Source organism: Microbacterium sp. ARD31 (assembly GCF_031844425.1).
In genome coordinates this window covers 191,808-214,996 of the sequence record NZ_JAUZVE010000006.1, presented here as the reverse complement: position 1 = coordinate 214,996, position 23,189 = coordinate 191,808, and the positions used below count along the sequence as shown (strand labels likewise).

30 protein-coding genes and 1 pseudogene are annotated in these 23,189 nt (G+C 65.6%); 5 read left to right on the top strand and 26 right to left on the bottom strand.

Going from position 1 to position 23,189, the window contains the following annotated elements; translation table 11 throughout:
- Positions 1 to 33: 33 nt before the first annotated feature.
- The 13 genes from Q9S36_RS18300 to Q9S36_RS18240 form a co-directional block, all read right to left on the bottom strand.
- Positions 34 to 318 (bottom strand): transposase, encoded by a 285-nt coding sequence (locus Q9S36_RS18300; RefSeq protein WP_311286359.1) that lies wholly within the window; start codon positions 316 to 318, stop codon positions 34 to 36.
- 176 nt (positions 319 to 494) lie between these two features.
- Positions 495 to 701, bottom strand: coding sequence for a hypothetical protein (locus tag Q9S36_RS18295; RefSeq protein ID WP_311286358.1), 207 nt, complete (start codon positions 699 to 701; stop codon positions 495 to 497).
- A gap of 83 nt (positions 702 to 784) precedes the next feature.
- Positions 785 to 955, bottom strand: coding sequence for a CsbD family protein (locus Q9S36_RS18290; protein WP_311286357.1), 171 nt, complete (start codon positions 953 to 955; stop codon positions 785 to 787).
- Between the two features lie 56 nt (positions 956 to 1,011).
- The gene (locus Q9S36_RS18285) at positions 1,012 to 1,173 is read right to left on the bottom strand and encodes a hypothetical protein (protein WP_311286356.1); all 162 of its coding nucleotides are present in this window, start codon (positions 1,171 to 1,173) and stop codon (positions 1,012 to 1,014) included.
- Positions 1,174 to 1,369: 196 nt separating this feature from the next.
- Positions 1,370 to 1,918: a hypothetical protein gene (locus Q9S36_RS18280; protein WP_311286355.1), complete on the bottom strand. Its 549-nt coding sequence runs from the start codon at positions 1,916 to 1,918 to the stop codon at positions 1,370 to 1,372.
- A gap of 50 nt (positions 1,919 to 1,968) precedes the next feature.
- Positions 1,969 to 2,235 (bottom strand): GlsB/YeaQ/YmgE family stress response membrane protein, encoded by a 267-nt coding sequence (locus tag Q9S36_RS18275; protein WP_311286354.1) that lies wholly within the window; start codon positions 2,233 to 2,235, stop codon positions 1,969 to 1,971.
- A gap of 32 nt (positions 2,236 to 2,267) precedes the next feature.
- Entirely contained in the window at positions 2,268 to 2,525 is a 258-nt protein-coding gene (locus tag Q9S36_RS18270) for a hypothetical protein (protein ID WP_311286353.1), read from the bottom strand.
- Positions 2,526 to 2,540: 15 nt separating this feature from the next.
- The gene (locus Q9S36_RS18265) at positions 2,541 to 2,735 is read right to left on the bottom strand and encodes a hypothetical protein (protein ID WP_311286352.1); all 195 of its coding nucleotides are present in this window, start codon (positions 2,733 to 2,735) and stop codon (positions 2,541 to 2,543) included.
- A gap of 19 nt (positions 2,736 to 2,754) precedes the next feature.
- Entirely contained in the window at positions 2,755 to 3,369 is a 615-nt protein-coding gene (locus tag Q9S36_RS18260) for a hypothetical protein (protein ID WP_311286351.1), read from the bottom strand.
- Entirely contained in the window at positions 3,366 to 3,887 is a 522-nt protein-coding gene (locus Q9S36_RS18255) for a DUF6286 domain-containing protein (protein ID WP_311286350.1), read from the bottom strand. Before Q9S36_RS18255 ends, Q9S36_RS18260 begins: the two co-directional genes overlap by 4 nt.
- A 59-nt stretch (positions 3,888 to 3,946) precedes the next feature.
- On the bottom strand, positions 3,947 to 4,360 hold the full coding sequence (locus Q9S36_RS18250) for a hypothetical protein (protein WP_311286349.1): 414 nt from the start codon (positions 4,358 to 4,360) through the stop codon (positions 3,947 to 3,949).
- Positions 4,357 to 4,545 (bottom strand): DUF2273 domain-containing protein, encoded by a 189-nt coding sequence (locus Q9S36_RS18245; protein ID WP_311286348.1) that lies wholly within the window; start codon positions 4,543 to 4,545, stop codon positions 4,357 to 4,359. Before Q9S36_RS18245 ends, Q9S36_RS18250 begins: the two co-directional genes overlap by 4 nt.
- Positions 4,542 to 5,024, bottom strand: a complete 483-nt coding sequence (locus tag Q9S36_RS18240) for an Asp23/Gls24 family envelope stress response protein (protein WP_311286347.1) — start codon at positions 5,022 to 5,024, stop codon at positions 4,542 to 4,544. The genes Q9S36_RS18245 and Q9S36_RS18240 overlap by 4 nt, the downstream gene beginning before the upstream one ends.
- A 139-nt stretch (positions 5,025 to 5,163) precedes the next feature.
- Between Q9S36_RS18240 and Q9S36_RS18235 the strand changes: the two genes are divergently transcribed.
- From Q9S36_RS18235 to Q9S36_RS18220, 4 genes are all read left to right on the top strand, one after another.
- Complete coding sequence (locus Q9S36_RS18235) at positions 5,164 to 5,727, top strand: RNA polymerase sigma factor (protein ID WP_311286346.1); 564 nt, start codon at positions 5,164 to 5,166, stop codon at positions 5,725 to 5,727.
- Complete coding sequence (locus Q9S36_RS18230) at positions 5,718 to 6,320, top strand: Asp23/Gls24 family envelope stress response protein (protein WP_311286345.1); 603 nt, start codon at positions 5,718 to 5,720, stop codon at positions 6,318 to 6,320. Before Q9S36_RS18235 ends, Q9S36_RS18230 begins: the two co-directional genes overlap by 10 nt.
- Positions 6,317 to 6,661: a hypothetical protein gene (locus tag Q9S36_RS18225; protein WP_311286344.1), complete on the top strand. Its 345-nt coding sequence runs from the start codon at positions 6,317 to 6,319 to the stop codon at positions 6,659 to 6,661. Before Q9S36_RS18230 ends, Q9S36_RS18225 begins: the two co-directional genes overlap by 4 nt.
- 77 nt (positions 6,662 to 6,738) lie before the next feature.
- Complete coding sequence (locus tag Q9S36_RS18220; protein ID WP_311286468.1) at positions 6,739 to 7,989, top strand: cation:proton antiporter; 1,251 nt, start codon at positions 6,739 to 6,741, stop codon at positions 7,987 to 7,989.
- A gap of 93 nt (positions 7,990 to 8,082) precedes the next feature.
- Here Q9S36_RS18220 and Q9S36_RS18215 read toward each other — a convergent pair whose 3' ends face one another.
- From Q9S36_RS18215 to Q9S36_RS18205, 3 genes are all read right to left on the bottom strand, one after another.
- Positions 8,083 to 8,340: a hypothetical protein gene (locus tag Q9S36_RS18215; RefSeq protein WP_311286343.1), complete on the bottom strand. Its 258-nt coding sequence runs from the start codon at positions 8,338 to 8,340 to the stop codon at positions 8,083 to 8,085.
- Positions 8,341 to 8,467: 127 nt separating this feature from the next.
- Positions 8,468 to 11,053 carry a hypothetical protein gene (locus Q9S36_RS18210; RefSeq protein ID WP_311286342.1) on the bottom strand — a complete coding sequence of 862 codons (2,586 nt, stop codon included), beginning with the start codon at positions 11,051 to 11,053 and terminating at the stop codon, positions 8,468 to 8,470.
- A 226-nt stretch (positions 11,054 to 11,279) separates the two neighbouring features.
- Positions 11,280 to 11,972, bottom strand: coding sequence for a hypothetical protein (locus Q9S36_RS18205; protein ID WP_311286341.1), 693 nt, complete (start codon positions 11,970 to 11,972; stop codon positions 11,280 to 11,282).
- A 280-nt stretch (positions 11,973 to 12,252) separates the two neighbouring features.
- Between Q9S36_RS18205 and Q9S36_RS18200 the strand changes: the two genes are divergently transcribed.
- Positions 12,253 to 12,597 (top strand): hypothetical protein, encoded by a 345-nt coding sequence (locus tag Q9S36_RS18200; protein ID WP_311286340.1) that lies wholly within the window; start codon positions 12,253 to 12,255, stop codon positions 12,595 to 12,597.
- 352 nt (positions 12,598 to 12,949) lie between these two features.
- Here Q9S36_RS18200 and Q9S36_RS18195 read toward each other — a convergent pair whose 3' ends face one another.
- The 10 genes and pseudogenes from Q9S36_RS18195 to Q9S36_RS18150 form a co-directional block, all read right to left on the bottom strand.
- Positions 12,950 to 13,594, bottom strand: coding sequence for a thioredoxin domain-containing protein (locus Q9S36_RS18195; protein ID WP_311286339.1), 645 nt, complete (start codon positions 13,592 to 13,594; stop codon positions 12,950 to 12,952).
- Between the two features lie 287 nt (positions 13,595 to 13,881).
- Positions 13,882 to 15,180: a peptidoglycan DD-metalloendopeptidase family protein gene (locus Q9S36_RS18190; RefSeq protein WP_396653794.1), complete on the bottom strand. Its 1,299-nt coding sequence runs from the start codon at positions 15,178 to 15,180 to the stop codon at positions 13,882 to 13,884.
- Positions 15,181 to 15,311: 131 nt separating this feature from the next.
- Positions 15,312 to 16,280 (bottom strand): cytochrome c oxidase assembly protein, encoded by a 969-nt coding sequence (locus Q9S36_RS18185; RefSeq protein WP_253036125.1) that lies wholly within the window; start codon positions 16,278 to 16,280, stop codon positions 15,312 to 15,314.
- Between the two features lie 79 nt (positions 16,281 to 16,359).
- Positions 16,360 to 16,695 (bottom strand): DUF6804 family protein, encoded by a 336-nt coding sequence (locus Q9S36_RS18180; RefSeq protein WP_253036124.1) that lies wholly within the window; start codon positions 16,693 to 16,695, stop codon positions 16,360 to 16,362.
- The gene (locus Q9S36_RS18175; RefSeq protein ID WP_311286337.1) at positions 16,692 to 17,228 is read right to left on the bottom strand and encodes a signal peptidase II; all 537 of its coding nucleotides are present in this window, start codon (positions 17,226 to 17,228) and stop codon (positions 16,692 to 16,694) included. Before Q9S36_RS18175 ends, Q9S36_RS18180 begins: the two co-directional genes overlap by 4 nt.
- A gap of 338 nt (positions 17,229 to 17,566) precedes the next feature.
- Positions 17,567 to 18,478 carry a cation diffusion facilitator family transporter gene (locus Q9S36_RS18170; protein ID WP_253036122.1) on the bottom strand — a complete coding sequence of 304 codons (912 nt, stop codon included), beginning with the start codon at positions 18,476 to 18,478 and terminating at the stop codon, positions 17,567 to 17,569.
- 634 nt (positions 18,479 to 19,112) lie between these two features.
- A pseudogene (locus Q9S36_RS18165) lies at positions 19,113 to 19,868 on the bottom strand (HAD-IC family P-type ATPase); the annotation flags it as partial.
- 60 nt (positions 19,869 to 19,928) lie between these two features.
- Positions 19,929 to 20,312: a hypothetical protein gene (locus Q9S36_RS18160; RefSeq protein ID WP_311286336.1), complete on the bottom strand. Its 384-nt coding sequence runs from the start codon at positions 20,310 to 20,312 to the stop codon at positions 19,929 to 19,931.
- 533 nt (positions 20,313 to 20,845) lie between these two features.
- Positions 20,846 to 22,279 carry a M23 family metallopeptidase gene (locus Q9S36_RS18155; RefSeq protein ID WP_311286335.1) on the bottom strand — a complete coding sequence of 478 codons (1,434 nt, stop codon included), beginning with the start codon at positions 22,277 to 22,279 and terminating at the stop codon, positions 20,846 to 20,848.
- Positions 22,276 to 23,178: a F510_1955 family glycosylhydrolase gene (locus Q9S36_RS18150; protein WP_311286334.1), complete on the bottom strand. Its 903-nt coding sequence runs from the start codon at positions 23,176 to 23,178 to the stop codon at positions 22,276 to 22,278. Before Q9S36_RS18150 ends, Q9S36_RS18155 begins: the two co-directional genes overlap by 4 nt.
- Between the last annotated feature and the right edge of the window lie 11 nt (positions 23,179 to 23,189).

The following is a 23,189-nucleotide window of genomic DNA, read 5'->3' as shown; positions in this document are numbered from 1 at the left end:
CGTCGGCGGCGAGCTCCTGGACCAGCCGGAACCCTATTTTAGGAGCACGTTCTCCCTGGCGAAGTACGCCGAAGCACGCTTGAGGATCTCGTTCTCCATCTCCAGCACCCGCAGCCGGCGCCGCAGCTCGACGAGCTCCTTGTGCTCATCGGTGGTCAGACCGGGCTTGCGGCCACTGTCGACCGCGTCGCGGTTCATCCAGTTGCGAAGACAGGATTCGCTGATCCCCAGATCTCGGGCCGTCTGCGCGACGGGGTTTCCTTGGGCGACCAGATCCAGGGCTCGACGCCGGAACTCCGGCGCGTGGGCAGCAGGCATCTCACGGACTCCTTCCGAGACGATCATCGCCTCAATTCAGGTGTCCGGGAAAGCGGGTCAGGCTCCGGTTCCACACGATGGCAAGTCGACGTGTCATGAGGAGTCCTTTCGCGGGACACCGCGAGCCGGCCGTGCCGGATGAGGGGTACGGCCGGCTCGCGCGTGTTCGTGTGTGCTTACTCGGCGTGCTCGTCTTCTTCAGGTTCGAAGGTGGACGCGGTGCCGGTGTGTCCGGCAGCGACACCGGCGGGGTGGTTGGGGATGGTGCCGTCGCCGCCGAGACCGCCCGGCTTGGTGGTGCCGTCGGAGTCATGCGTGGGGACTTCGATGTCGGGACCTTCCAGCGAGTTGTCTTCTGACAGCGGGGTGGTGTTCTCGGTCATGATCTGCTCCTTCAGGGTGCTGTTATGGTGCGGGGAGGTGGGGAGGACATCGCAGGGGGACGCGGTTCCTCCCCACCGGTCTGCTACCGGAGGTTGTCCTTGACGTTCTCAGCGGCTTTCTTGACCTTGGCTTCGGCTTGGTCGGCGGCGCCTTCGGCAGCGAGCTTGTCGTTGTCGGTGGCGGTGCCGATCTTTTCCTTGGCCTTGCCGGTCAGATCCTGCGCGGCGTTCTTAATCTTGTCGTCGAGTCCCATGACGGGCTCCCTTCCCTGGTGGTGTCGCCCCGCATGTGCGGGGCGTATGTGGTGTTTCAGTTGCCGTCAGAGTTGATGGCGGCGTCCTCGGCGGCATCCATCGCCGCCTGACCCTCCTCCGGTGATTCGGATCCCGCGGACGCTGCGGAATCGTCCTCTACGGTGGTGTCGTCTTGGTCGTCGCTGTGCGACGGCCGGTCCGCGTGTGAATCATTCATCTGATCTCCCTTGCAACTGATAGGTCGTGCGGTGATGAGCGGGGTCCGGTGTGGGCCGGTGTCAGCCGGAGGGGTTCTCGAGGGGAAACCCGTCCTCGTCCGTGGTCTCGGGGAGGGGTTCGCGGGGCGCGCCGGAATCCTGCTCTTCGCGGTCATTGTCCGCCGACTCCAGCTCACGTTCACTGTTCGTCATGGGTCAGTTCCGGTGGGTGAGGCGGTGCAGGAATCCGGCGACGGGACGTTGCTGCTCGCCCTGCTGTGCGCCGAGGACGATGAGCACGCCGGTGAGGGCGGGAAGCACCCACTGCATGATGCGCTGTTGACGCTGCGCGGAGGTGAGTTCCGGCGACGCCGTCTCATCCGCCTCGGTGACACCCTCGCCGCCCTCGTCGGCGTGTTTGGCGATCTTGGTGCCGAGGATCCCGGCGTACAAGGTCGCGGCTGCCGCGGCGGCGGTGAGGGCGAATTTCACCTTCGTGTTCGTGCGGGACTCCGGCTGGGCGGCGAGCCGTGACTTATTGCCGAGGATGAGGCCGGCACCGCCGATGCCGTGCGCGATGATCGCCGCCAGCTGAACCGGTGCCCACTTGGCCCATCCGATGGAGGACAGTCGCAGACGCTCGGCGGGGTCGGTGGCTTTCGCGGTGCCGCCGTTGAGGCCGACAGCACCCATCAAGGTGCCCCCGAACCACGCGGCCAGACCCACGTCGTGCAGAGATCGGACAACAGTATTGCGACCAGTCATGATGCGGTTCCTATCCGTGAAAGGGTGTTGCTGTGTGAGGTGAGGTGGGGTCAGGACTTGGCTTTGCGGCCGACGAGGAAGCCGTAGATGAGCAGGACGACGAGCGATCCGCCGATGGCGAGGAGCCAGGTCTGCAGGGAGAAGAACTCCTCAAGCGGCGCGTTGAACAGCACACTGCCCAGCCATCCCCCCAGGAGCGCACCGACAACACCGAGGAGGAGGGTGATGAACCAGCCGCCGCCCTGCTTTCCGGGAAGGATCAGTTTGGCGATGGCGCCGGCGATCAAGCCGAGGAGAAGAAATCCGAGAAAACCCATAAGTCTGTCTTTCTATGCGGGGCCGCGACGGGTCAGTCGCGGCGGGTGAGGGTGGCGAGGACGGCGGTCAGCCCGGCGAGGGAGACCGCGCCGACGATGAGCACGCGGGCCGGGTTGGCGCGGTAGGCGGTGCGCAGCTTGTCGAGCCCATCGTTGGCAAGGATGCCGGCCTTATCGATCACCTCGGTCACAATCTGGCCGAGGTCACCGGTTTTGCCCTTAGCGGCGTTCGAGGTCTTGTCGATGGCGTCGCGTGCGGTGTCGATGGTGTTGTCGGTGTCTGAGGCCATAGGGTGCTCTTCCGGCTATCTGGTGATGGCGCGGGTCAGCTTGCGGCTGCCGGCGGTGGTGGTCTTGCGTGCGGCGCGGACGCCCCGCGTGTTCCACGCCTTCTTCGGGTTCTTTTTGATGAAGCGGTACCGGCCACGACCGGCGCGAGCGCCGAGCGTGTAGGCACCGCACGCGATGGCGGCGACGAACAGGATGCGGAGGTAGATCATGTCGATCCTTTACGGGCAGTCAGGAAAGGCGTCTCTGGTCGTGCGCCAGCTTGGCGCGCAGGCCGGAGTGCACCGAGATGTACGTCTGCACGTTTTTTCCGGTGAGTGTCGCCAGGTTGGACACGAGCCGGTCCACGTCCGCGACCACCTGAGCCGGGGAGGTGTTCTGCCGCGGCGTGATGCTGACGTGCATGACCGGGGTCTTGCGGATGTCGTTGGCGGTGACGGAGGAGAACAGGATCTCGTCGCGCTGGTCCAGGGAGTTTCTCAGAGCGTCGGAGACGAACGATTCCTGCACCGTGACCCGGCCCAGCGGGTTCTGCGAGCCGGTGGAGCGCAGCACCGTGTGGGAGCGTCCACCGCCGACGCGGGTGAGCGCGACGATGAGGAGGATGACGAGGAACATGATCAGCACGAGCGCGGCGATCGCGATCCAGCTGATGGTGGTCGCGCCCACCGTGGTGGTAGCGATCGCGTTGTCCAGCCACCCCTGCCCGGCCTCGGTTGCTCCGGTCCAATACTCCGCGCCGGCGGGCCACACGATGATGGCGACCAGCACGGCCCCGATGGCCAGGAACAGGATGCCGACGATGAACAGGACGATCCTGTTCAGGGCACGGTTGGTGCGGTTCATTGCTCGTCCTCGTTCTGTTTCGGGCGCTCCACGCGCACGCGAGTCTTCACTCGGGGTGTGAGCTGGTAGCTGTCCACCTCGGCGGCCGCGAGCTGCTGGATCGGCGCTTTGTCGATCGGGACGCCCACAGCAGGTCGCACGGTGACATCGACGGTGCGGTGCGAGACACCGACGGTGATGTCCTCGCGGGCGATGCCGGTCTCGTCACTCAGGTGCTGGGCGACGGAGGCGGCGATCACCCCGTTGTCCACCAGCACAGCACGACTCTCGTGCTGCATCTGGTGTTTGGACAACCGTCCGGGGGCGAGGGCGAGGAAGACGAAGATGATGCCGAGCACGGCGAGCACCACTCCGAACACGGCGACCAGCCATCCTGGCTGCTGCGTGGGCAGCCCAATCAGCCAGGTCGCCGCGGCCGCGGGCCCCAGCAGCAGCGCGGGCTGTGCGAGCAGGAATAGCACGATCTCGGTACCGATGTAGATCAGCACGACCAGCAGCAGCACGACTGCGATGATCATCGCGACGGTGCGGGGCGAGTGGGTTTCGCGCCGCAGGACGCGGCGGAAGGCAGGGGAGCTCATTTCACTCTTCTCTTCTGCTCATCGATGACGGCACCGGTGATGGTGATGTTCACCCGGGTGACCTCGCGTCCGGTGACGTGCGCGATGCGATCCCGGAGCTGTTCTTGCGCTGTTTGCACACGCTCCAGGACCGGGGCACCGGCGTGGATGGCGGCGGTGTCGTCCAGGTGCGGGATCGGGAGGGGTGTGCGGATGGTCAGGGCGATTCCGCCCCGCGCTTCCGACACCCCCACCGATACGTCACCGCGATCCACCCGCAGGGTGGTGGCGGTCGCTTCCTCGGCGACCTTCACGAGCACGCGCTCTTTGATGGTGATGCGGCCAGGGTAGGGCGAGGCGTCGTGCGACGCCCCGGCGGCGACCCGCGTGAGGTCGCCGCCGGCCTGGCCGGCGCCCGCCGCACCCATCACGAGGTGCGCCGGCCGGAGAACGCGTTCGCGAGACCGCGCACGTCGAGCTTGCCCGACACGATCCGGCCCACGAGCGCGCCGATCCCCATGAACAGGGCCACGAGGAGGAACCCCCAGAACCCGAACAGCAGGATCGAGACGGCGAGGATGACGCCCATCACGGCGCCGGTGACGGTCGGGTTCATGAGACGCGCGACTCTTCCTCGTCCTTGTCGTCCGAGGGCAGGTGCACGTCGTTGACCTCGACGTTGACCTCGACGACCTCGAGTCCGACGAGCTGGCTGATCGCATCGCTGACCGCGGCGCGGACGTTGGAGGCGACGTCCTGCACCGGCATCGGGTACTCCACGACGATGGTGATGTCGGCGGCGGCCTGGGTCTCGCCGACCTCGACCTTCACGCCCTGCGACTTGTCGTCCGCGTTCACGACGCTGCGGATCGCGCCGAGCGCACGGGCACCGCCGCCACCGAGCGCGTACACGCCGGGAACCTCGCGGGCAGCGATACCGGCGACCTTGGCGACCACGCCGTCGGCGATGGTCGTCTTGCCGGCCGCGGTGTCATCCGCGACGGGGCGGGCAGGGGTGGTGCGGTCCACCCGCGATCCACCGAACGCCGGAGCCGGGGTGGTGGGGGTGGTGGGGGTCTGGTCTTCGGTAGCCATTGCAGTCCTTCTAACTGTTGAGGTAGGAGAACGCAACCACCTAGGGGGTTGCTGTTCTGGGCGATAAATTCGCTTCACAAGTTAGAGACCCGTTCCGGCCGATTCGTCACAAAATAGTTTGAGAAAGTTTCCGGAGTCCATGACCGCACCACGGAAGCAGTTCCCGGAAGTCGTCGCGGATGAGATCCTCGTCCAGCGTGCCGTGCAGGGTGACGTAGCGGCGTTCGAGGTGCTGATCCGCAGACACGGACCCCTGATGCGTGCGTATGTCACCCGCATCGTGGGGTCCCTCACCGAGGCCGACGACGTGGTGCAAGAAGCGTTCTACATCGCCTGGCGGCGGCTGCCCGAACTGCGAGACCCCCACGCGGTGAAGTCTTGGCTGATGCAGGTCGCCAGCAGGCAGGCATTCCGGCACCTCCGCCGACGCCCGGCTGAGGACCCACTTCCCGTCCTGGAAGCCGCCCACCCGGCCGACACGCAACCGGAGAACGTCGCCATCCGAAACGCTCAACTCCGCGCCCTCGCCACCGCGTTGGACACCCTCGCCCCTGACCTTCGACAAGCCTGGCTGTTGCGGGAGATCGCTGAGCTCAGCTACGACGACATCGCGAAACAACTCGACATTCCCCGTACAACCGTCCGGGGGAAACTATCCAGAGCACGCGCGTCGCTGTACGCGCAGATGGAGGAATGGCGGTGACTGACACGACACCCCGCACGCTGGACTGCGGAAAGACCATCGAAGAGCTCAGCGACTACCTCTCCGCTGACCGCATCCCCTACAACCCATCAATCGAGACCTGCCCGGAATGCCTCAACGCCCTCCAGGCCCTCTCCGGCGTCTCGCAGCTCAGCCGAGACCTACTCGCCCACGACGCGGCAATGCTCCCCCCGCCGCCGGCGAACTGGATGGAGCAGATCCTGGCAACCATTCGTGACGAAGTGCGTGCCGGCAGGTCCGTGCCGTTGCATCATCCCGACCCCCGCGTCACCCTCACCGTCACCGAGGGTGCTCTGCGTGCGCTGACCCGCAGCATCGGTGACGACGTGCCGGGAATCGTGATCGGAAAGTGCCAGTTCGACGGGGACGTCGAAACCCCCGGCGCGCCCATCGATGTCACCGTGACCGCGAGCATCGCCTGGAAATACCCGATCCCCGACGCCGCCAGGGAACTGCGTGACGCGATCCGTGACGCGCTCACCACCCACAGCCACCTCAACATCATGTCCGTCAACGTCACGGTCGAAGACCTACACGGCTACAACACCACCCCCACCGAGGAGACGCCATGAGCAGCGACATCGACACCCCCCTCTCCTCCGACGCGCTGGACCCCGACGCCCTCACCGCGATCGTGCTCGACATGGACAGCGTCATCGACATCTACCCGCCAGCGTCGACCCTCGCTCAGGCCTCGCAACTGGTCGCCGCGCTCCTCACCGGTGCGCCCACCCGCATCAACCGGGTGGACGTGAAAAGCGAGGGCACCATGCACACTCTGACGGCCCGGATCGGCACCCACCGACACACCCCCGCCCCGCAAGCAGCAGCCCACGTCGCGGACGCGCTCCTTGCCCGCATCCCTGACGGTCACGACGCGACCGTCACCATCCAGATCTCCCGGATCGCGTGAGACACGCGGACTCCGTGATCGCCACTGCCGCGCTGGAATTCACTGACGACACCCTCCTGTTCGCCGCAATCGGCGTGATGACCCTCGCCGCAGCCCTCCTCCCGCGACTGCTCGGCAAACTGCCCATCTCGATCCCGATGGTGTTCCTCGCCGCAGGCATCATCGTGTTCGCCCTCATCCCCGACCTCCCCGACCCGCACCCTACCGATCACCCCGACATCACCCTGCACCTGACCGAGATCTGCGTCCTGGTCTCCCTCATGGGCGCCGGCCTCGCGATCAACCGCCCGCTGCGCTGGCGAACCTGGTCCACCACCTGGCGACTCCTCGCCATCACCATGCCGCTGTCCATCGCCGCCGTCGCCGTCCTCGGATGGGTGGGCCTCGGACTCGGAGCGGCCAGCGCACTCCTTCTCGCCGCGGCTCTGGCCCCCACCGACCCGGTACTCGCCACCGAGGTGCAGGTCAGCGAACCCGTCGACGATGAGAACGCCGACGACGAAGTCCGGTTCGCGCTCACCTCCGAAGCGGGCCTCAACGACGGGCTCGCCTTCCCCTTCACCTACGCCGCCATCGCCATCAGCATGGTCGGGCTCGCCCCCTCAACCTGGTTCACAGACTGGGTCCTCATCGACGTGCTGTGGCGGATCACCATCGGCGTCATCGCCGGCATCGGCACCGGCTGGCTGTTCGGCCGACTGTTCTTCTCCGCGCACCTTGCGGGACGTAAAGTCGTCGACCAATCCGAAGGATTCGTTGCCATAGCCGCGATCTTCCTCGCCTACGGGATCGCCGAAACCGCGGAAGGATATGGCTTCATCGCCGTGTTCGTCTGCGCAGTCACCATCCGGGCATCAGAACGAGGACACGGCTACCACCAAGTCCTCCACAAGTTCGTCGAACAGATCGAACGACTCCTCACCATCGCCGTCGTCGTCCTCCTGGGCGGCGCCATCGCCCGCGGCCTATTCGCTGACATCGGCTGGATGGAAATCCTCGTCGCTCTGGTGATCCTGCTGATCGTCCGGCCGGTCGCGGGATGGATCGGGCTCACCCCCGGAAAGACCGGACCCCGCGAACGCAGCGTCATCGCGTTCTTCGGCGTCCGAGGCGTCGGCTCGCTGTTCTATATCGCCTATGCCACCCAGAACGGCTACTTTCCCGACGGTGACCGGCTCTGGTCCATCGTCGGCCTCGTCATCGTCGGCTCCATCGTGATCCACGGCCTCGCCGCCACCCCCACGATGCGGCTCCTCGACGCCACCCGCCTCCGCCTCACCCGACGACGCGGCGGCGATCCCACCGACGTTGCAACAACCCCGGTCTGACACCGGCCATCGCAACGCAACGCGGGGTTTGTGGCGCGATCGGGCGCCGGACCCTGATGCTCAAAGTCGCCGCCCTCAGGACGCCGATCCCTTTCACCGGAGGACGTGATGGCGACGGGAACCGGGTGGAAGCGGTTGACCAGCCACCCCGCGATCACGCTGCCTAGCCACCGATCCGACGGGACCGCACGCCACGAGCGGGCCGAATGTCAACGCGCTCAGTTCGAATCGGTCTTTGAACTCCGGGTACCGGGTCACGATCGTCGCGAACACCAACGCGTTGGCGATGAACAGCATCGCGACCCCGCTCCGTGCTGCCGAGACACGCGACACGGCCGGGGGTGAGGTCATTCCTGGAGTCTACGGATCTCGCGTCACGGCTGATCGGTGCCGAGCTGCTCGTCGGACCCGCGGCTGGCCGAGATGCGCAGGAGTGCGCCGCGCTTCTTCGTGACGCCGGGATGCACTCAACGTGTGTCTATCTTGAGCGGTCCGGCAGCGGGAACCCGACGCGTTCTATGACTTCGGCGGCGTAGGCGCCGGTGTGGGCGCCCACTGCGTTGGACCAGGCGATCGCCGAGGAAATTTCAAGTCCGGTAAGTCGACTGAGGACAACGGGTGGGAGTTGTTGGCTGAGGGCGATGAGGGCGCTGGTGCGTGCGAGTCGTGGCGGGATGTTGATGCTCCGCAGTCGCTGGTTCAGGGTGTTGGGGGCCATATGGTGTCCGGCGCGGGCGCCGGGATAGATCCAGTCCTGCTGGACGCTCTCCACAAACATCCTCCGTGCCGAGCGGTTGCTGGCGGCACCCGCGGCGGGGGGCGCAAGTTCGACTGGGAGGACGAGGGGGGCAGAGCCGAGGCGGACGAGAACCGCGTCGTCGGTGATCGTGACGTCTTCGATGCGGAGTTGCACGATCTTGGCTGCGCGGACGCCGAACATGAGCAGGAGCCCGGCGGCGAACTTTGTATGCGGGTCGATCGCGTGGTCGGCGGTGACGTCCGCGATCAGCCGCCAGCGTTCGTCGTCGCTGATGCTTTGCGGATTCAGGCGCCCAGATGCGGGAGGTGGCGCGGTCAACCGTCGTGAGCGGTCGCCGCGCGCCGTCCAGTTCAGGAAATGATGCAGGAACGGGCGCGCGTCGGCGGCGAGCCAGGCATCGACCTCGGTTTGAGTGAGCGTCGCCAGGCTGCTGCCATGGTGGTGGAGCCAGCGGAGGAACTCGATGATCCCGGTGATTTCGACGCGCCGCCATGAGATCTGTCCGGCCCGTGAGGGGGTCGCGTTCCCGCGCAGCACCCGCAGGTGCCGCCATCGCGCGAACTGGGTGATGACCCGCCGCTCGCTGGGATCGGGGATGGTTTGGAGTGTGTCGGTGAGCCAGATCTCGAATCGGGCGAGGAGCTCGCCGCGAGGTGGTAGCAGGCCGTGGTCGACCAGCACGGAGCGAACGGCGCGGGTCTGGTTCTCGGTGCCGATCTGGTCGAGGAAGGTGTGGGTGCGTAGGGTCGGATCGGAGAGGAGTCTCGTGACCAGGGTGCAGGCGAGCGTGCCGCGCTCGAACGCGTAGATGATCTTCGACGGTGCTCCCAGAAACCATCGTTCCCGGAGCTGCGCGATGCGGGGGTCGTTCGCCGCGAGACTGTCGGGGATCATCTCGCGGATCATCTTGTCCGCGCGGCAGCGGGCACAGTGTTTACCGATGAGCCGCGTGACGGTCCCGCATCGGGTGCAGCGGCGGAAAGACTCGGGCTGCTGGGGGTAGCAGAGCGGACAGTAAGGGTGCCCGTCGACGCGACCGTTCACGAGCCGGTCGTCGCCGCAGCCGGTGCAGGTCTCGATGATTCGGGGTGTGCATGCCCAGCAGAGGAAGCCCGACAGGTCTGGGGCGCGTTTGTGGCGGAGTCGGACTTCTCCGCAGCTCGCGCAGGGTTCGCGCGGGTTGGCGCATTGCTCGCAGACTGCTCGGGCTGTGCCCGCCCATCGACACTTCCGCTCACGGGCGCAGATCGTGCAGACGTCGACGCTGGCCGCGTCGCTGCAGGGTGTGCAGATCGCTTTGTCGGTGCGGTGGAACAGGCACGCGGTGATCGTGGCACACACCGTGCAGGTGTCCTGTTGAGACGACGATCGACACGTCGAGCAGAGCGGCCCGGTGGGGCTTCGGTACGCGATCAGACGGTGGGTGCCGCAGCGGACGCAGGGGGCGCTCTCATCCTCGAGGGTATTGGTGCAGCGTTGGCATAGCCGCCGCCCGTCAGAGAGCAGGCGTTCCAGATGGGTCAGGTCGCCGCAGTCATCACAAAGTGCCCGGTGCGCGTGCCGATAGCAGCGGCGGCAGCTGATTTTCCCGTCGACACGTTCGGTGAGTGTGCGAGTAGTTCCGCAACCCCCGCAACGCCGCGGAGGAAGCCGCGCGCCGTCAGCGATGAGGAGGTCATAGAAAGCACCGAACAGCACCGACCCGACACCAGGCTCCGCGAACCACTCGTGCGCGTGGGCGTGGAGTTCGAGCATCAGTCGGACGCGGCGGTCCCGCGCGGACGGCAACCGGTGGACCGCCTGCTCGATGACGGATGCGGCGATGCGGCGGTGTCGGCGGATCTCGATGATGATCCGATCCGTCGAGTCAGGTTTCATGTCCTTCCAGCAACGAAGGCAGTACTCGATCCCATCTGGTCCTGCTTTCAGGACCCGGGTGTGGCCGCAACGCCGGCAACTGCCCTGACGTCGCGTGAGACGGCGGCTGCAGGCGTTACAGGCTCGTCCGCTGGGCAGCTGCCGGGGCAGCGGTCGCTGCTGGCCGCAGAGCACGCACCCGGGCGCCTGGATCGTCCTGGCGCCCGCTTCCACGAGCCGGAGCAGCAGCCTCGCCAACGCCGGCGGTGATGTGGGATCCGCCGCGGTGAGCAGGCCGGGGGAAGCGACCAGCAGATCCAGTGTTCGCCGGGCGACGGGCAGCTGCTGGAACTCCCCGGCGACGATCTCCCGCACCCGATCCGGGGTAAGGGCATCCTCGACGGCGGTGATCTGTGCGGTGAGCGCGGCGAAGACAGGGTCACGCATCCGGGGGAAGTATCTGTGCCCTTCGCGGCCGCAACATCGAGCTGACCAGCTTCGAGCTCAACGCGCTGACCCACGAACTCCAGATCGCTGCCGAGCTGTGCGCCTTTCTGCAGGAGCGATCGCTGGGGCACTACGAACCGGCAGCGGAGGCGACAGCAACAGCGGCCGACTGACGTCGACCGCTGAGCCTCGTCCTCACCACTCGGCGCGTCCGCCTGGCGCCGGCTTAGATGTAGCCAAGGCCGAGATCAGGGTCGACGTCATACCTGATGTCGAAAGCAAGCGAAGAGTCCGAGTCGAGTCGCACAGGCTCTGCGCTGACGACCACACGCGACGCGGCCGTGATCAAGACGTGAATCAGACGGTCACCCAACAGGGCCAGTTCGACGAAGTCTCCGCCGGAGAGCACGGCGGGACGGACACGACCCAGCAACCGGTGCACCGTCTCCCCCTGTGCGAGCTCGAATCGGTCATCGTTGATCGTGATGACCGTGCGGATGATCGAGTGCGGCTCGCTCATCGCGGCATCGTGCGAACCCGATTCCGAAGCATCAGGCGCCTTGACAGGGCGAGGAAGCAGCGACAGGAACCCACTCACAGCCCGGTCTCCGCCTCCCCGGAATCTGATGAAGTCCCTGGAAATGTAAAGGCCGCCCGGCTGGCTCGCTTCAAGGACCATGCGCTCTACGCTCTCTCTGTTTACCGGCGGTCGCTGCTTGGCTCTGAATTTGAAGACGAGCGTGCTGGCTGCGTTCACCCAGATGCTGGTCTTCCCATCGCCCAGGGAAGCGTCGTTTCGCCACGTCAGCATGAATGCCTCTCCGCGCCGCAGCTTCACCCCCACCACGGCCTGCAGGTGAGCAAGCACATCATCGGTGAAGATGACGCGCGCTGACGCGTGGTATTGGAAGCGACCCACGACCCAGAGCCTGCTCACCGGGCATGGAAGGTGGTTCCGCCGCCCAAGTCATCGGCGGAACCACCCGAGCTGCTGCAGCTCACCAACGACGGTAGGGCCCAGACCCGCCGACGCTGTGGGCCTTGCCGCAGGCACAGCTGTCAAGTAGGCGGCGACCGCCCCGATGCGGATCTCCGATCTTGCGCATGGCTTCGGCGCACGACCTGAGCGGCAACCTGAGAACTGGAATTGGTACTCTCACGCTTAGTTGTTCGTCTGTAAGAAAAGGACCGCCGTTTCGATGCCGCACCGTAGCCGCGCTCTCCTCGAAACCTGGCTCACTGAGTTCACCGCTGACCACGCGCTTGGCGGTCTCGCCAGGGTCATCCCCCAAGACGGCACCCTCGGAGGAGACACGGGACTCATCGTCTTCCCCCTCGGTGGCGGCACCACCAGCGTCTACATCGAGCCGGTCGCCGTCGGCGACCGCAGATGGCGCATACACTTCGAACCCCGCGAACAAGAAGCCGTCATGAGCAGCGCGCAGGTCCGCACCATGGCAGCCGAACTCGAGATGTCCGCAGCACTATGCGACTTCATCGAAACGAAATCAGCGGCACACCTCGCCGGCATGCACTCCAACTAATCAGCTTGGTGGGGTGCTCGGCGACATAAGGCCGATTATCGGTCACGACCCAGAGGGGGTTAAGTGAACGAGCTTCGCGCTATCTAGAGCCGGCTGAGCAGCTCGAGGCTGATCGGTCTGCAGCTTTCGCATTCGGCAAGACTTTGTCGCAGAGCTTTCCTGATCGAGGCCCGGTCGGCGGCGTGGCGGCTCAGGATGAGGGCAACCTCTGCGCATGCATCGGCGCTTAGCTTTTCGGCAATCTTCTCGCACTGTAGGTAACTCTCGACGAGGGACGCCCGTTCCTCGACGGTCAGTCGTCCATCGAGGGCGCGCAGTTTGAGAAACTTTCCTACAGGCGTCATAGAGGCCGTCACTGCGGTTGTCGTCGGCCCGTTGCTCGATCGAGCGCATCGGTGAGGTCGGAGAGTTGCTCGAGTTCTAGCTTCTCGCCGTTGAGGAAGAAGGTGGGAGTGCCGGTGACGTTGAGGTACTGCCCATCGTTGAAATCCTCTTCTACCCGCGCCTGTGTTGCCGGGTCCGCGACCGCAGCGTCATAGGCATCCATGTCGAGGCCGAGGTCTTCGGCGTAGCTGCGGAACAGCTCCTCGCGCGATTTGCGGAGTTCCCCCCATTCAGCTTGCGTTTCGAAGAGGCGGCTGTGCATGGCTTCGAACTCGCCTTGTTGAGCGGCCGCTTCTGCCGCGAGAGCAGCGTTCATCGAGTTGAAGTGCCCCGGAAGAGGGAAGTACCGGACCACGAAGTTGATGTCCCCGGCGTACTCCTCGCGAAGCTGTTCTATGACCGGGTAGAACGCTCCGCACGCTTCGCATTCGAAGTCGAGGAACTCAACGAGGGTTGGCGCGTCTGGCCCGGCATTATCGAGAACATGGGAATTGGCACGAGCTCCAGGGAGCGCCCCGTCGGTCGCCTCCGGGGGTGTGGGGGCTTCCGGACGGTTGATGAACGCGATCGCGGCAACGAGTGCGACGAGGACGACGACCACGGCGATGGTCACGATGGTGGCTCTGGCTGCGGGTTTCACGAGATTCCTGATCCTTGGGTAGCGGTGCGTTCTGCTTGCGCCTGGTGTTTGGGCGTTGGGTAAGGGTTCGGGCAGACCCATCGGAGGGCCTGGGGTCTGCCCGAACTGGCAGCGTCGTGGCACCATCACGCAGCTGCCGCGGGGCGATGAGGGAGTGCACCCCGCCTACCATCGCCGGTTTGGCGAGGTAGTTGATGAGGAGGGGAATCGACGCTGAGCGTCGGAGCCTCCGTAAGAATGGCGATGTCGATGTGCGCATTTCAGAGGCCGACTCCGCGTGCTCGGAGGAAGGCGCCTGGGTCGACCCGCACCCCGCCGATGTATACCTCGAAGTGGAGGTGGCATCCGGTCGAGGCCCCGGTGGTGCCGGCATAGGCGATGACCTGCCCGGCGCGCACCGTCTGCCCATAGCTGACGTTGTACCCACCGTTGAGGATATGCGCGTAGGCCGTGACGCTGCCGTCTCGGTGTTGGATCTTGACGTAGTTGCCCCATGACCCGCTCCATCCGGCAAAGATGACCGTTCCTGCTGCTGCGGCGTATAGCGGTGCGCCGCAGCCTGCGGAAAAGTCGAGTCCGCGGTGGCCGCTGGATGTGCAGTACCCGTTACTGCAGATTGTCCCGCGGGACCCGAAGGGAGATGTCACTCCTCCGTGCGCCGGCCGCACCCACCCGGAGGAGGCGGGACGTCCACCGGCTGAGCTACCGTCACTGGGTCTTCCCGGCCGGCTACCTCCGCCTGCTGCGGCTTGTTGGCGGCGGCGCTCCTCTTCCGCGAGCCGGCGGCGTTCGTCCTCGCGTGCCCGCTGGGCGGCTTCCTCTCTGGCTTTCCGCTGTGCTTCTTCACGGCGTTTGCGCTCGGCCTCCACACCCGCCCGATATCCGGCAATGGTTTTGGTGGTGGTGTCTTGCAGCGCCGATAGCTGCGCTTCGAGGGTGAGCCGGTGCTCATTCTGCGCGATGAGGGCTGCTTGCGCTGTTTGCGCGGCCTGTCGCGCTGCGTCCATGCGCTGCTCAGCTTGCAGCTTTAGACGGTCTCGCTCGTCGCGAGCGACCTTGGCCTGGTCGGTGAGGCTCTGGGCGCTGTCACGTGCGCCAACGGCGTCCGCGTACACGTCACGATTCGCGTCGACGAGCTTGTCGACAGCCCCGAGACGCGCAAGCAGATCATCGGCGTCCGCCACGGAACCCGAGAAGAACAGTTCGAGGGTGGGATCGCTCTTACCGTTGCGGTACTGCAACGCGGCAAGGTCGCCGAGCTTCGCCGCTGCTTCACGAGCACGGGAAGTTTCGGCGTCAGCCTGATCCTGGAGGCTCTGCGCCCGGTCGACGGCGTCCTCGAATGCTTCGAGGGCGAGCAGATACTCCTGCCCCAGCCGTTCCGCCTCAGCTTGTTTTACGTTGACGTCGTTCTCGAGGGCGCGGATGAGGCCTTCGATGCGGGTGATTTCAGCGTTCTTTGCGGCCTGATTAGTGCGTGCCTTTTCCACGTCGTCCCACGTGGGATACTTCGCCGCAAACGCCGGTAGTGCTATGCCCAGCCCCACCGATCCGACCACGACTCCTATTGCGGCGAGGCCGACGACGCCGCGGCGGGATATGGTGCGAAGCGATCGCAGTTCGTCGGCTGTGGGGGCGCACCCGCAGTCAACGTCAGGCACACGCAGGGGCTCCTCCGCGTTGCGGCGTCTCATCGGGCGTCCTTCCGGGCGAGGGCAGTGAGGTATTCGTTGTACGCGTCGAGTTCGGCGTGCCCGTGCACGTCGGCGTGCCGGTCGGCTTCAACGGCGCGCCGTGTGTCGTCGCGGAACCACCGATGCACGACGTAGATCAGCATGAAGAGAGTGGGCCCTTCGCCGTACGACCACGCGAGTGCACCTGCCAGCCACTGATCATCGAGGGGGTCGATACCCCATGCGGCGGGCGGAGCGGCGAAGCGGTCGACCAGGAGGGTGGTGCTCATCATGAGAAACACCCCGAAGAACGCGTGGAGCGCCGCCTCGGCAAACAGATCGAGGGCCTTGCCGGGGTACGACATCCGCGACGGCAACGGATCGCTGGAAAGAATCGGAACCGTGAACAAGACCCCGACCGTCAAGAATGCGACATCGAGCAGCTGATGTCCGCCGGGCAAGGTGAGGATCGGGTCGGCCAGTTTGGCGAGGTACAGCCCGTAGAACGCCAACAGGTGCAGGGGGACAGCGACGGCAGGGCTCAGCACCCATCGGGCAGCTCTGCTGCGCAGGCCCGCGTGCGCCAGTCGGAGGATGGTGAGGCCCAGGCCTTGGTGTGGTGTCGCGCGGAGAAGCAACGTTCCGGGGGACCCCAGGATCAGCAGCGGCGGGATGGTGAACATCAAGGTCAACTGCTGGAACATCGACACCGAGAACAATGCGTAACTGTAGTTCTCGATACCCAGACCGGTGACGACGAACAGGAGCACACACCCCAACAGGAACGACCCTGCCCGCATCATCGACCAGCGTCTTCTCCGCCGTCGCAGTTGGACCACTCCCGCCACATACGCGGCCGCCAGTACGATTGCCACCACCGGAAGTACCGGAAGCGGCTGCGGGTGGGGGGTGAGGAACGCGAGGAACGAAGGCGGCGCGTCGGGGATCCAGGCACTCACCGGGTAGCTCCCCACCTTGGCAGCCACAGCTCCGCGATCGTCCTCAATGGGGCGTGCGGCGGCGGTGTTCGGCGGCGCGGCGCCGTGCCGCTGCGTGTGCGGAATGTCACGGTCGGCGTACTTTGATGAGCGAGCCGGCAATGAGGAACGCAACCGCGGCGACCGGTTGCGCCGCTGACCACACGGGCCCTGAGAAGGGGAACGGGAGGATGGGATTCCAGAGCACGACGATCGTCGCGAGCACTGGAATCCACCACCATTGCCGGGCTTGGAACGCGAACCACGCGGCGATCGCCGCGAGAATGGCGACCACGAAACGCACGATCGCGAACCAATCGCTGTCTTGCAGCGTGGGGGCAAGGAAGAGCACCGCCGCTGCGATGAGTGCCGGTGCCAGAGCGTTGCGCTGGTAGGTCGAGGGAATGCGCTGCTTCTTGGTCATCGTGCACGCTCGTCCGGTACCCGTGCGTGGGAGTCACCGTGTTGTGCCGTCGCCCGGCGGTGCCGACGCTGCCGCCACAGGGCGAGGAGCAAAACGCCTCCACCGACCCCGAGTGCGACATCAGCGAGATTTCCGATGAAGAGGTTCCCGTACGCCAAAAAGTCGATGACGTAGCCGCGACCGAACGCGGGGTAGAAGAAGAGCCGGTCGATGAGGTTTCCGATCGCGCCACCGAGGACGAGCCCCATTCCGACGGCCCACCCCGGCGTTCGCGAGCGCCATGCGGCGATAACGAGAAGCGCGGTCGCGACCACGCCGAGCGTGGTCAGCACCCATGTCATGTTCGAACCCAGGGAGAGGAACGCTCCCGCGTTGAAGGCCAGCTGCAAACCGAGGAGATCCCCAATGAGCGGGATGCGCTCATTGGGGCTCAACCCGCTCAATGCGTTGGCTTTGGTGCCTTGGTCAATGAGGACGGTGAGCCCGGCGGTGACGAATGCGAGAGCGACGAGGCGCAACCGGTTAGCGCTCATCGGATCCCTCCCCGGTTCGCAACTCGGCGAGATCGCGACGGCGCCGTTCGCGGCCCATCATGACTACGACGATGAGACAGCCACCGATGAGTGCGACCCCACTGACAAGCCCTACAAGTGGCAAAATTTGGCCGGTTGAGTTGGGTTCGTTGTGTACGTCTCCCGCGGGAGTAGGCGGGGGTGGCGGGCTGGGGGTTAGCTCCGAGCCGCTCGTCGACGTGGGTGCCGGGGGCGCTGTGGTGAGCTCGCGGGCCTCCGCTGCGGCAGCCGGTGCGACGATCGCCGATCCGGCGACTGCCGCGGCGAGCATCATGGCGGTGAACCACCGACAGTGTCTATTACGCATGGGTGCGGTGCTCTCCGAAGTGCGATTGGGGTTCGATCTGGAAGGTCGAGTGCTCGATGCTGACCGGGAAGTGATCACTCACACACATCTGCAGTGACCGCAGCAGCTGCGCGGATTCCTCGCCGTTGAGCCCGTCATCCACCACCACATGCGCGGTCAGGGTCGGCAAGTCTGTCGACACCTGCGATGCGTGAAGGTCGTGGACGGCGATGACATGAGGTAGCTCAAGCAGGTGCCGGCGCACATCCTGGAGGTTGAGGCCCGGTGGGGTGGACTCAAGCAGCACGCTCCCTGCAGTGCGGAGCAAAATCAGCGTTCGGGGAATGATGAGCAGCGCAATCAGAATTCCCGCGACCGCGTCGGCTTGGTACCACCCGAATGCTGTGATCGCGATCGCGCTGGCGATCACACCGACCGACCCCAGCGCGTCATTGAGAACCTCCAAGAACGCGGCGCGCATGTTCAGGTTTTTCTTGCGCCCGCTCAGCAGCACGAGCAGTGACGCGATATTTGCGACCAGGCCGACGACACCGAAGAAGAGGAGCGCGCCGGAAGATATCTCGGGCGGTTCAAATAGGCGCCGGATTCCTTCGACGAGAGCAAACAAGCCAACGCCCAGCAGCAAGGCCGCCTGAGTCAAGGCCCCCAACACTTCAGCACGACGCAGCCCCCACGTGTGGCGGTCTGTCGGGGCACGATCCATCAGTTGGGCGGCGGTAACCGCCATCCCCAAACCAACGACATCGGTAAGCATGTGCGCTGCGTCGATAAGCAGGGCAAGGCTGCCAGTAATCACTGAGCCCACGACTTCAATCACAAAGACCGAGGCTGTGATCGCGAAAGCGATCAGCAGACGCCGTCGCGGCGTTCCCTCCACTGCCCCATGGCTGTGGTCTGATCCCATGTGTCCGCTCCTCTCGCAGGAAAAGATCGATTCGATAGACGCTCATCACGCGACCGCCCACCGGCGACCGCGCAGATGGGATGCGTGCTGAGTTGTCGTCGTCAAGCAGCACGCGTTATCTCCCGGGGCGTGAACCTCGCGGCCGGTGCCGGCGGGCAGCCGCGAAGAGGCGGGTGCCCGCCGATCAGGTGATAGGGACTGTGCTCAGATCCGGGCGACGCAAAGAAGAGCGAGCGTCGGCCCCTGGACATGTGCGCGGCGCGGGGTGAGCGGCAGTCGTACTCGTCGTGTTGAACCAATGAAGCGGGGTCGACCGAAGAGAGTGAAGACTCGACGCAGCCACGCGATTCCGAGCAGGCAGCAAACCACGCCGAAGATGCAAACGCCTGCTGTCGTCGCAGCCACGTTGTCGGAAGTGGTCGTGAGGGATGTGGTCGCCTCCGTAGAGGACGGGGAGGCGTTGCTGACCGCGGGTACCGGCGTGCCCGCGACACCGTCCACATGGGACATCGCCAGAATCCCGACCATCAGCAAGAGGGCTGCGATGCCGACCGTAATGAGTTTCGTTATCGGTCGGGCGGTGGTGCCTGCTGTCGTCGCGTGCGTTAGCGGCATCCCAACCATGGCGGGGAAACTATACCAACCGGGAGGTGGCAGGAGTGTTCGCCCGGGAGGGTGTCGGTGTGCTCGCCTGGCGGGGACCTGACCCGCGGGCCGCGCGGATGCCGTTGAGGATGATGAAAACCTCTGCGATTTCGTGCACGAGGACGACGCCTGCAAGCCCGAGCACCCCTGTCAGGGCGAGTGGGAACAGCACGATGATGATCGCTAGTGCGAGGCCGATGTTGGTGGTCATGATGCGACGACCGCGCCGGGCGTGGGCGAGAGCGCCGGGAATCAATCGGAGGTCGCGGCCGGTGAAGGCGACGTCAGCGGATTCCACCGCCGCCGCGGACCCTTTCACACCCATCGCGATTCCCACTGTGGCGGTTGCCAGGGCCGGTGCGTCGTTAATCCCATCTCCTACCATCGCGGTGGGGCGTGAGGCGATCAGGTCGCTGATCGCTGCAGCTTTGTCGGCTGGGAGTTGCTCGGCCCGGACATCGGTGATGCCGGCGTCGCGGGCGAGGGCGGTAGCGGTGCGGGAGTTATCGCCCGTGAGCATGACCGTGGTGATGCCTTGCTCGTGAAGAAGTCGAACAGTTTCAGTCGACTCGGGGCGCAGCTCGTCGCGCACGCCGACGAGACCTACAACAGTGTTATCCATTTCGACGACGATGACCGTCATGCCTTGCCCGGCCATGTCGTCGGCGGCTCGCGCCAACTCACCAGGGTTGAGCCAGCGGACGTTACCGACGCGAACACGCCGCCCTCCAACGAAACCGGTAACGGCAGGTCACGGTTCTCCGCCGGGACGGCGGGGAACCCCTGAGAAGGACAGGACCCGGGTTCAGGTTCGGGAGATGGACAGCTGATGGAGCGATGGCGGCATCGGTGGCGCGAGGACGCGTGCGAGCGATGCCTGCGTCGAGCGGGGAGCTATCGTTGCCGATCTGGCGGTACCGCGGTGCAGCAGATACACGCGAAGAAGAGCCACGAGCAGCAAAGTGCACAGCACACCGATGAGGCATGCCGCTGCACCAGTGACTCCGTGCGAGGTGTCGATCGCTGCGTCAACAGACATGAACCCTTCGGTCACGCTTGGGACGCCGGTGGAAGCGGATTCGAACATAGCGGAGGTGGTTGCGGTGTCAGAGTTCTGCGCGTGCGTTGTCGAAAACACCCCCGCGCACACCAGTAGCGCGAGCACGATTCCGGCGAGGATGCGCACCATCGACCACCGGTTTCCGCCTGGGCGGTGACCTGAAGAGCGCGGTCCTGACAACATGGTGACGAAAACGTAGCAACCGCTGTTATGAGCTCGCCGTGCTCCCTTCGTAGCGACTTCCGGTGCGGTTCTCTGCCTCAGGAGGGCGCGGTGGCGTGTGCGTCGATGGCGCCTTGGAGCGGTATCCAGAGCTCGATGCGAGCCCACCAGCGGCATGTCCCGGGACGGATTGCGCATGGACTGATCTGCTCTTTCCCGAGTCTTCGCGCGAACCGACTAGAAGAGAGCGAGCAATCTGGTGCATGTGTGCTGACATCGCCGACAGGACCGCTGAGCGTCCTCCAGCGCAACACGCATGATCATGCTGTCCAAACTCACTTCCCGGCCGAGGAGGACGGCGATGCGTGCGCACGCGGAGTCGTCAGTGTCTTTCATCGTCGCCGCGCAGGCAAGGAACGATTCGACGTAAGACGCTCGCTCCGCGACGGTGAGTCGCCCATCGAGGGGGCGCATCCGAATCAGCTGTTGAATACGGGGGGTCATACGGCGATCCCGCGGGCACGGAGGAACGGGACGGGGTCGACGCGGACGCCGCTGAGGTAGACCTCGAAATGGAGGTGGCATCCGGTTGAGGCGCCGGTGCTACCGATGAAGGCGATGACTTGGCCTGCGCGGACGGTTTGGCCGTAACGGACGTTGTAGCCACCGTCGATGATGTGGGCGTACCCGGTGACGGTGCCGTCGCGGTGCTGCACCTTGATGTAGTTGCCCCAAGCGCCGCTGTAGCCGGCGAAGATGACGGTGCCGGCCGCGGCGGCGTAGATGGGGGATCCGCAACTGCTGGCGAAGTCTGTCCCGCGGTGCCCGCGATTCGTGCAGTACCCGTTGCGGCAGATCGTCCCTCGGGTCCCGAATCCTGAGCTGATCCAGCCGTGAGCTGGTCGCACCCATCCCGACGATTGGACCTGGCCACCGCTTCCGCCCGTGTTGCCGCTCGCGCCGGAGGCCCCGCTGGGTTTACCGCCTGTTACTCGTCGCCGCCGTTCCTCCTCGCGACGTCGTTGTTCTTCCTCTCTGGCCTGCCGCGCGGCTGCTTCCCGTGCTTTACGACGGGCTTCTTCTCGGCGTTTGCGTTCGGCTTCAACACCTGCCTGGTAGCCGGCGAGTGTCGATGCTGTCGTATCGCGGAGTGCGTCGAGTTGGGCTTCCAGGGTGAGCCGGTGCTCGGTTTGCGCGTCGAGCGCCGCTTGCGCGGCTTGCGCGGCTGCTTGCGCGGTTCGCATCTTCTGTTCCGCTTCGCCCTTGCGGCGATCGCGCTCATCGCGAGCGACGACGGCCTGATTGCTCAGGTTCCGGGCGTTGTCGCGGGCACCGGCAGCGTCCGCGTATCGTGCTCGGTTGGCGTCAGCGATCTTGTCGATCGCCCCCAAGCGGCCCAGAAGCTCGTCCGCGTCGGCTGCGGTGTCGGAGAAGAACAGTTCCAAGGTCGGGTCGCTTCGCCCGGTGCGGTACTGCTCCGCGGCCAGTGCCCCCAGCTTCGCCGCTGCTTCTGCTGCGCGCGCAGTTTCGGCATCGGCCTCAGCCTGCACCGCGTCGGCGCGTTCGACTGCGTCTTCATATGCCTCTTGAGCGAGCACGTACTCCTGCCCGAGGCGGTCGGCTTCGGCCTGTTTGGTGTCGACGTCGTTCGTGAGAGAGCGGATCAGTGTTTCGATGCGGCCGATCTCCGCATTCTTGCTGGCTTGGTTGCGGCGCGCTTTCTCGACGTCGTCCCACGTGGGGTATTTCGCCGCGAACGCGGGTGCCGCTAGTCCCAGACCCGTCGCGCTGAGAACTATTCCCAGTGCAGCAGCACCCACCAGGCTGCGCCGGCTGACACTGGACCCCAGCCGGCGTGCCTCAGCCGGGGTCGGGCCGCAGCCGCAATCGACGTCATCGATGCGGGCGGGTGGGGTCTGGTCGGGGCTGTTCATTGCTCGGAGCCTGTCGACGCCGGTGGGGCGGGAGGAGATATCCCCGTCTGGTCGACGGTCAGCACGTCTCCCGCGTTGGTGATCGCGACTGCCTGCACGCTCAGGCTGGTAGTGCCGGCTTCGACCCATTCCGACTCGCCGGCGCCAGTGACCCAGACGGTGCCGGCTGTGTCGACACCAACGATGCGCTGGTGGTCGGGTGAGGTGTTCAGCAGCGCGATGGTGGGAGCGTCCGTCCAACCGGTGAAGGTGGCTCCCGCGTCGGTGCTCACTTGCAGCCCGTCTGGGGTGGACGCGATGAGCCGTTCGGTGGCGTCCACGACGAGGTTGCGTGCGGGGACCTCCGCTCCGGTGGGTTGCCAGGTGACTCCCCCGTCGGTGCTGGTGAGCAGTTCAGGGTTGTCGGTGGCGATGCCATAGACCACGTTCCAGGTGGTGCCGGCGAGCACGTGGAAGTCCTTCTCGCCTGAGAAGACCACGGGAGACCAGGTCATGGCCCGGTCAGTGCTTCGGATGATGCCCAGGTGAGGGGTGCCAAGTTCCGCGGGGGTGTCGGGGCCAGGGTGCCCGGAGGCGAGAAGAGCGTCCCCGGCGGCGGTAAGCCCCATCGCATCAAACCCTGGACCGATCCGGGCACCGGTGTCGCCGTCTGCGGTGGTGGGGTAGATGCCCGCGTGTGTGCCGATAAGGAAACCCTCACCGGCGGGGTCGGCGACGATCCCGTGCACATGTGTGAGAGGTGTCTCCGCCTCAGAGGATTGCCCTGGGTTCGATGCGCAGCCGGTGACTACTAGGACTGCGGCGGCGAAGACGCCGAGCGCGGGAAGTGCGCGGCGGGTGGCGAAGGAGCGGGGGGTGCGTGGGCGCATGGGTGCGCCGAGGAAGAAGCGGTGTTGCATGTCGGACCTGC

Excerpts from the sequence above, each read along its gene's own strand:
- Q9S36_RS18300 (WP_311286359.1), bottom strand. The coding sequence starts at position 318 with ATGCCTGCTGCCCACGCGCCGGAGTTCCGGCGTCGAGCCCTGGATCTG.
- Q9S36_RS18295 (WP_311286358.1), bottom strand. The coding sequence starts at position 701 with ATGACCGAGAACACCACCCCGCTGTCAGAAGACAACTCGCTGGAAGGT.
- Q9S36_RS18290 (WP_311286357.1), bottom strand. The coding sequence starts at position 955 with ATGGGACTCGACGACAAGATTAAGAACGCCGCGCAGGATCTGACCGGC.
- Q9S36_RS18285 (WP_311286356.1), bottom strand. The coding sequence starts at position 1,173 with ATGAATGATTCACACGCGGACCGGCCGTCGCACAGCGACGACCAAGAC.
- Q9S36_RS18280 (WP_311286355.1), bottom strand. The coding sequence starts at position 1,918 with ATGACTGGTCGCAATACTGTTGTCCGATCTCTGCACGACGTGGGTCTG.
- Q9S36_RS18275 (WP_311286354.1), bottom strand. The coding sequence starts at position 2,235 with ATGGGTTTTCTCGGATTTCTTCTCCTCGGCTTGATCGCCGGCGCCATC.
- Q9S36_RS18270 (WP_311286353.1), bottom strand. The coding sequence starts at position 2,525 with ATGGCCTCAGACACCGACAACACCATCGACACCGCACGCGACGCCATC.
- Q9S36_RS18265 (WP_311286352.1), bottom strand. The coding sequence starts at position 2,735 with ATGATCTACCTCCGCATCCTGTTCGTCGCCGCCATCGCGTGCGGTGCC.
- Q9S36_RS18260 (WP_311286351.1), bottom strand. The coding sequence starts at position 3,369 with ATGAACCGCACCAACCGTGCCCTGAACAGGATCGTCCTGTTCATCGTC.
- Q9S36_RS18255 (WP_311286350.1), bottom strand. The coding sequence starts at position 3,887 with ATGATCATCGCAGTCGTGCTGCTGCTGGTCGTGCTGATCTACATCGGT.
- Q9S36_RS18245 (WP_311286348.1), bottom strand. The coding sequence starts at position 4,545 with ATGAACCCGACCGTCACCGGCGCCGTGATGGGCGTCATCCTCGCCGTC.
- Q9S36_RS18240 (WP_311286347.1), bottom strand. The coding sequence starts at position 5,024 with ATGGCTACCGAAGACCAGACCCCCACCACCCCCACCACCCCGGCTCCG.
- Q9S36_RS18235 (WP_311286346.1), top strand. The coding sequence starts at position 5,164 with ATGACCGCACCACGGAAGCAGTTCCCGGAAGTCGTCGCGGATGAGATC.
- Q9S36_RS18230 (WP_311286345.1), top strand. The coding sequence starts at position 5,718 with ATGGCGGTGACTGACACGACACCCCGCACGCTGGACTGCGGAAAGACC.
- Q9S36_RS18225 (WP_311286344.1), top strand. The coding sequence starts at position 6,317 with ATGAGCAGCGACATCGACACCCCCCTCTCCTCCGACGCGCTGGACCCC.
- Q9S36_RS18220 (WP_311286468.1), top strand. The coding sequence starts at position 6,739 with ATGACCCTCGCCGCAGCCCTCCTCCCGCGACTGCTCGGCAAACTGCCC.
- Q9S36_RS18215 (WP_311286343.1), bottom strand. The coding sequence starts at position 8,340 with ATGACCTCACCCCCGGCCGTGTCGCGTGTCTCGGCAGCACGGAGCGGG.
- Q9S36_RS18210 (WP_311286342.1), bottom strand. The coding sequence starts at position 11,053 with ATGCGTGACCCTGTCTTCGCCGCGCTCACCGCACAGATCACCGCCGTC.
- Q9S36_RS18200 (WP_311286340.1), top strand. The coding sequence starts at position 12,253 with ATGCCGCACCGTAGCCGCGCTCTCCTCGAAACCTGGCTCACTGAGTTC.
- Q9S36_RS18180 (WP_253036124.1), bottom strand. The coding sequence starts at position 16,695 with ATGACCAAGAAGCAGCGCATTCCCTCGACCTACCAGCGCAACGCTCTG.
- Q9S36_RS18175 (WP_311286337.1), bottom strand. The coding sequence starts at position 17,228 with ATGAGCGCTAACCGGTTGCGCCTCGTCGCTCTCGCATTCGTCACCGCC.
- Q9S36_RS18170 (WP_253036122.1), bottom strand. The coding sequence starts at position 18,478 with ATGGGATCAGACCACAGCCATGGGGCAGTGGAGGGAACGCCGCGACGG.
- Q9S36_RS18160 (WP_311286336.1), bottom strand. The coding sequence starts at position 20,312 with ATGGTGCGCATCCTCGCCGGAATCGTGCTCGCGCTACTGGTGTGCGCG.
- Q9S36_RS18155 (WP_311286335.1), bottom strand. The coding sequence starts at position 22,279 with ATGAACAGCCCCGACCAGACCCCACCCGCCCGCATCGATGACGTCGAT.
- Q9S36_RS18150 (WP_311286334.1), bottom strand. The coding sequence starts at position 23,178 with ATGCAACACCGCTTCTTCCTCGGCGCACCCATGCGCCCACGCACCCCC.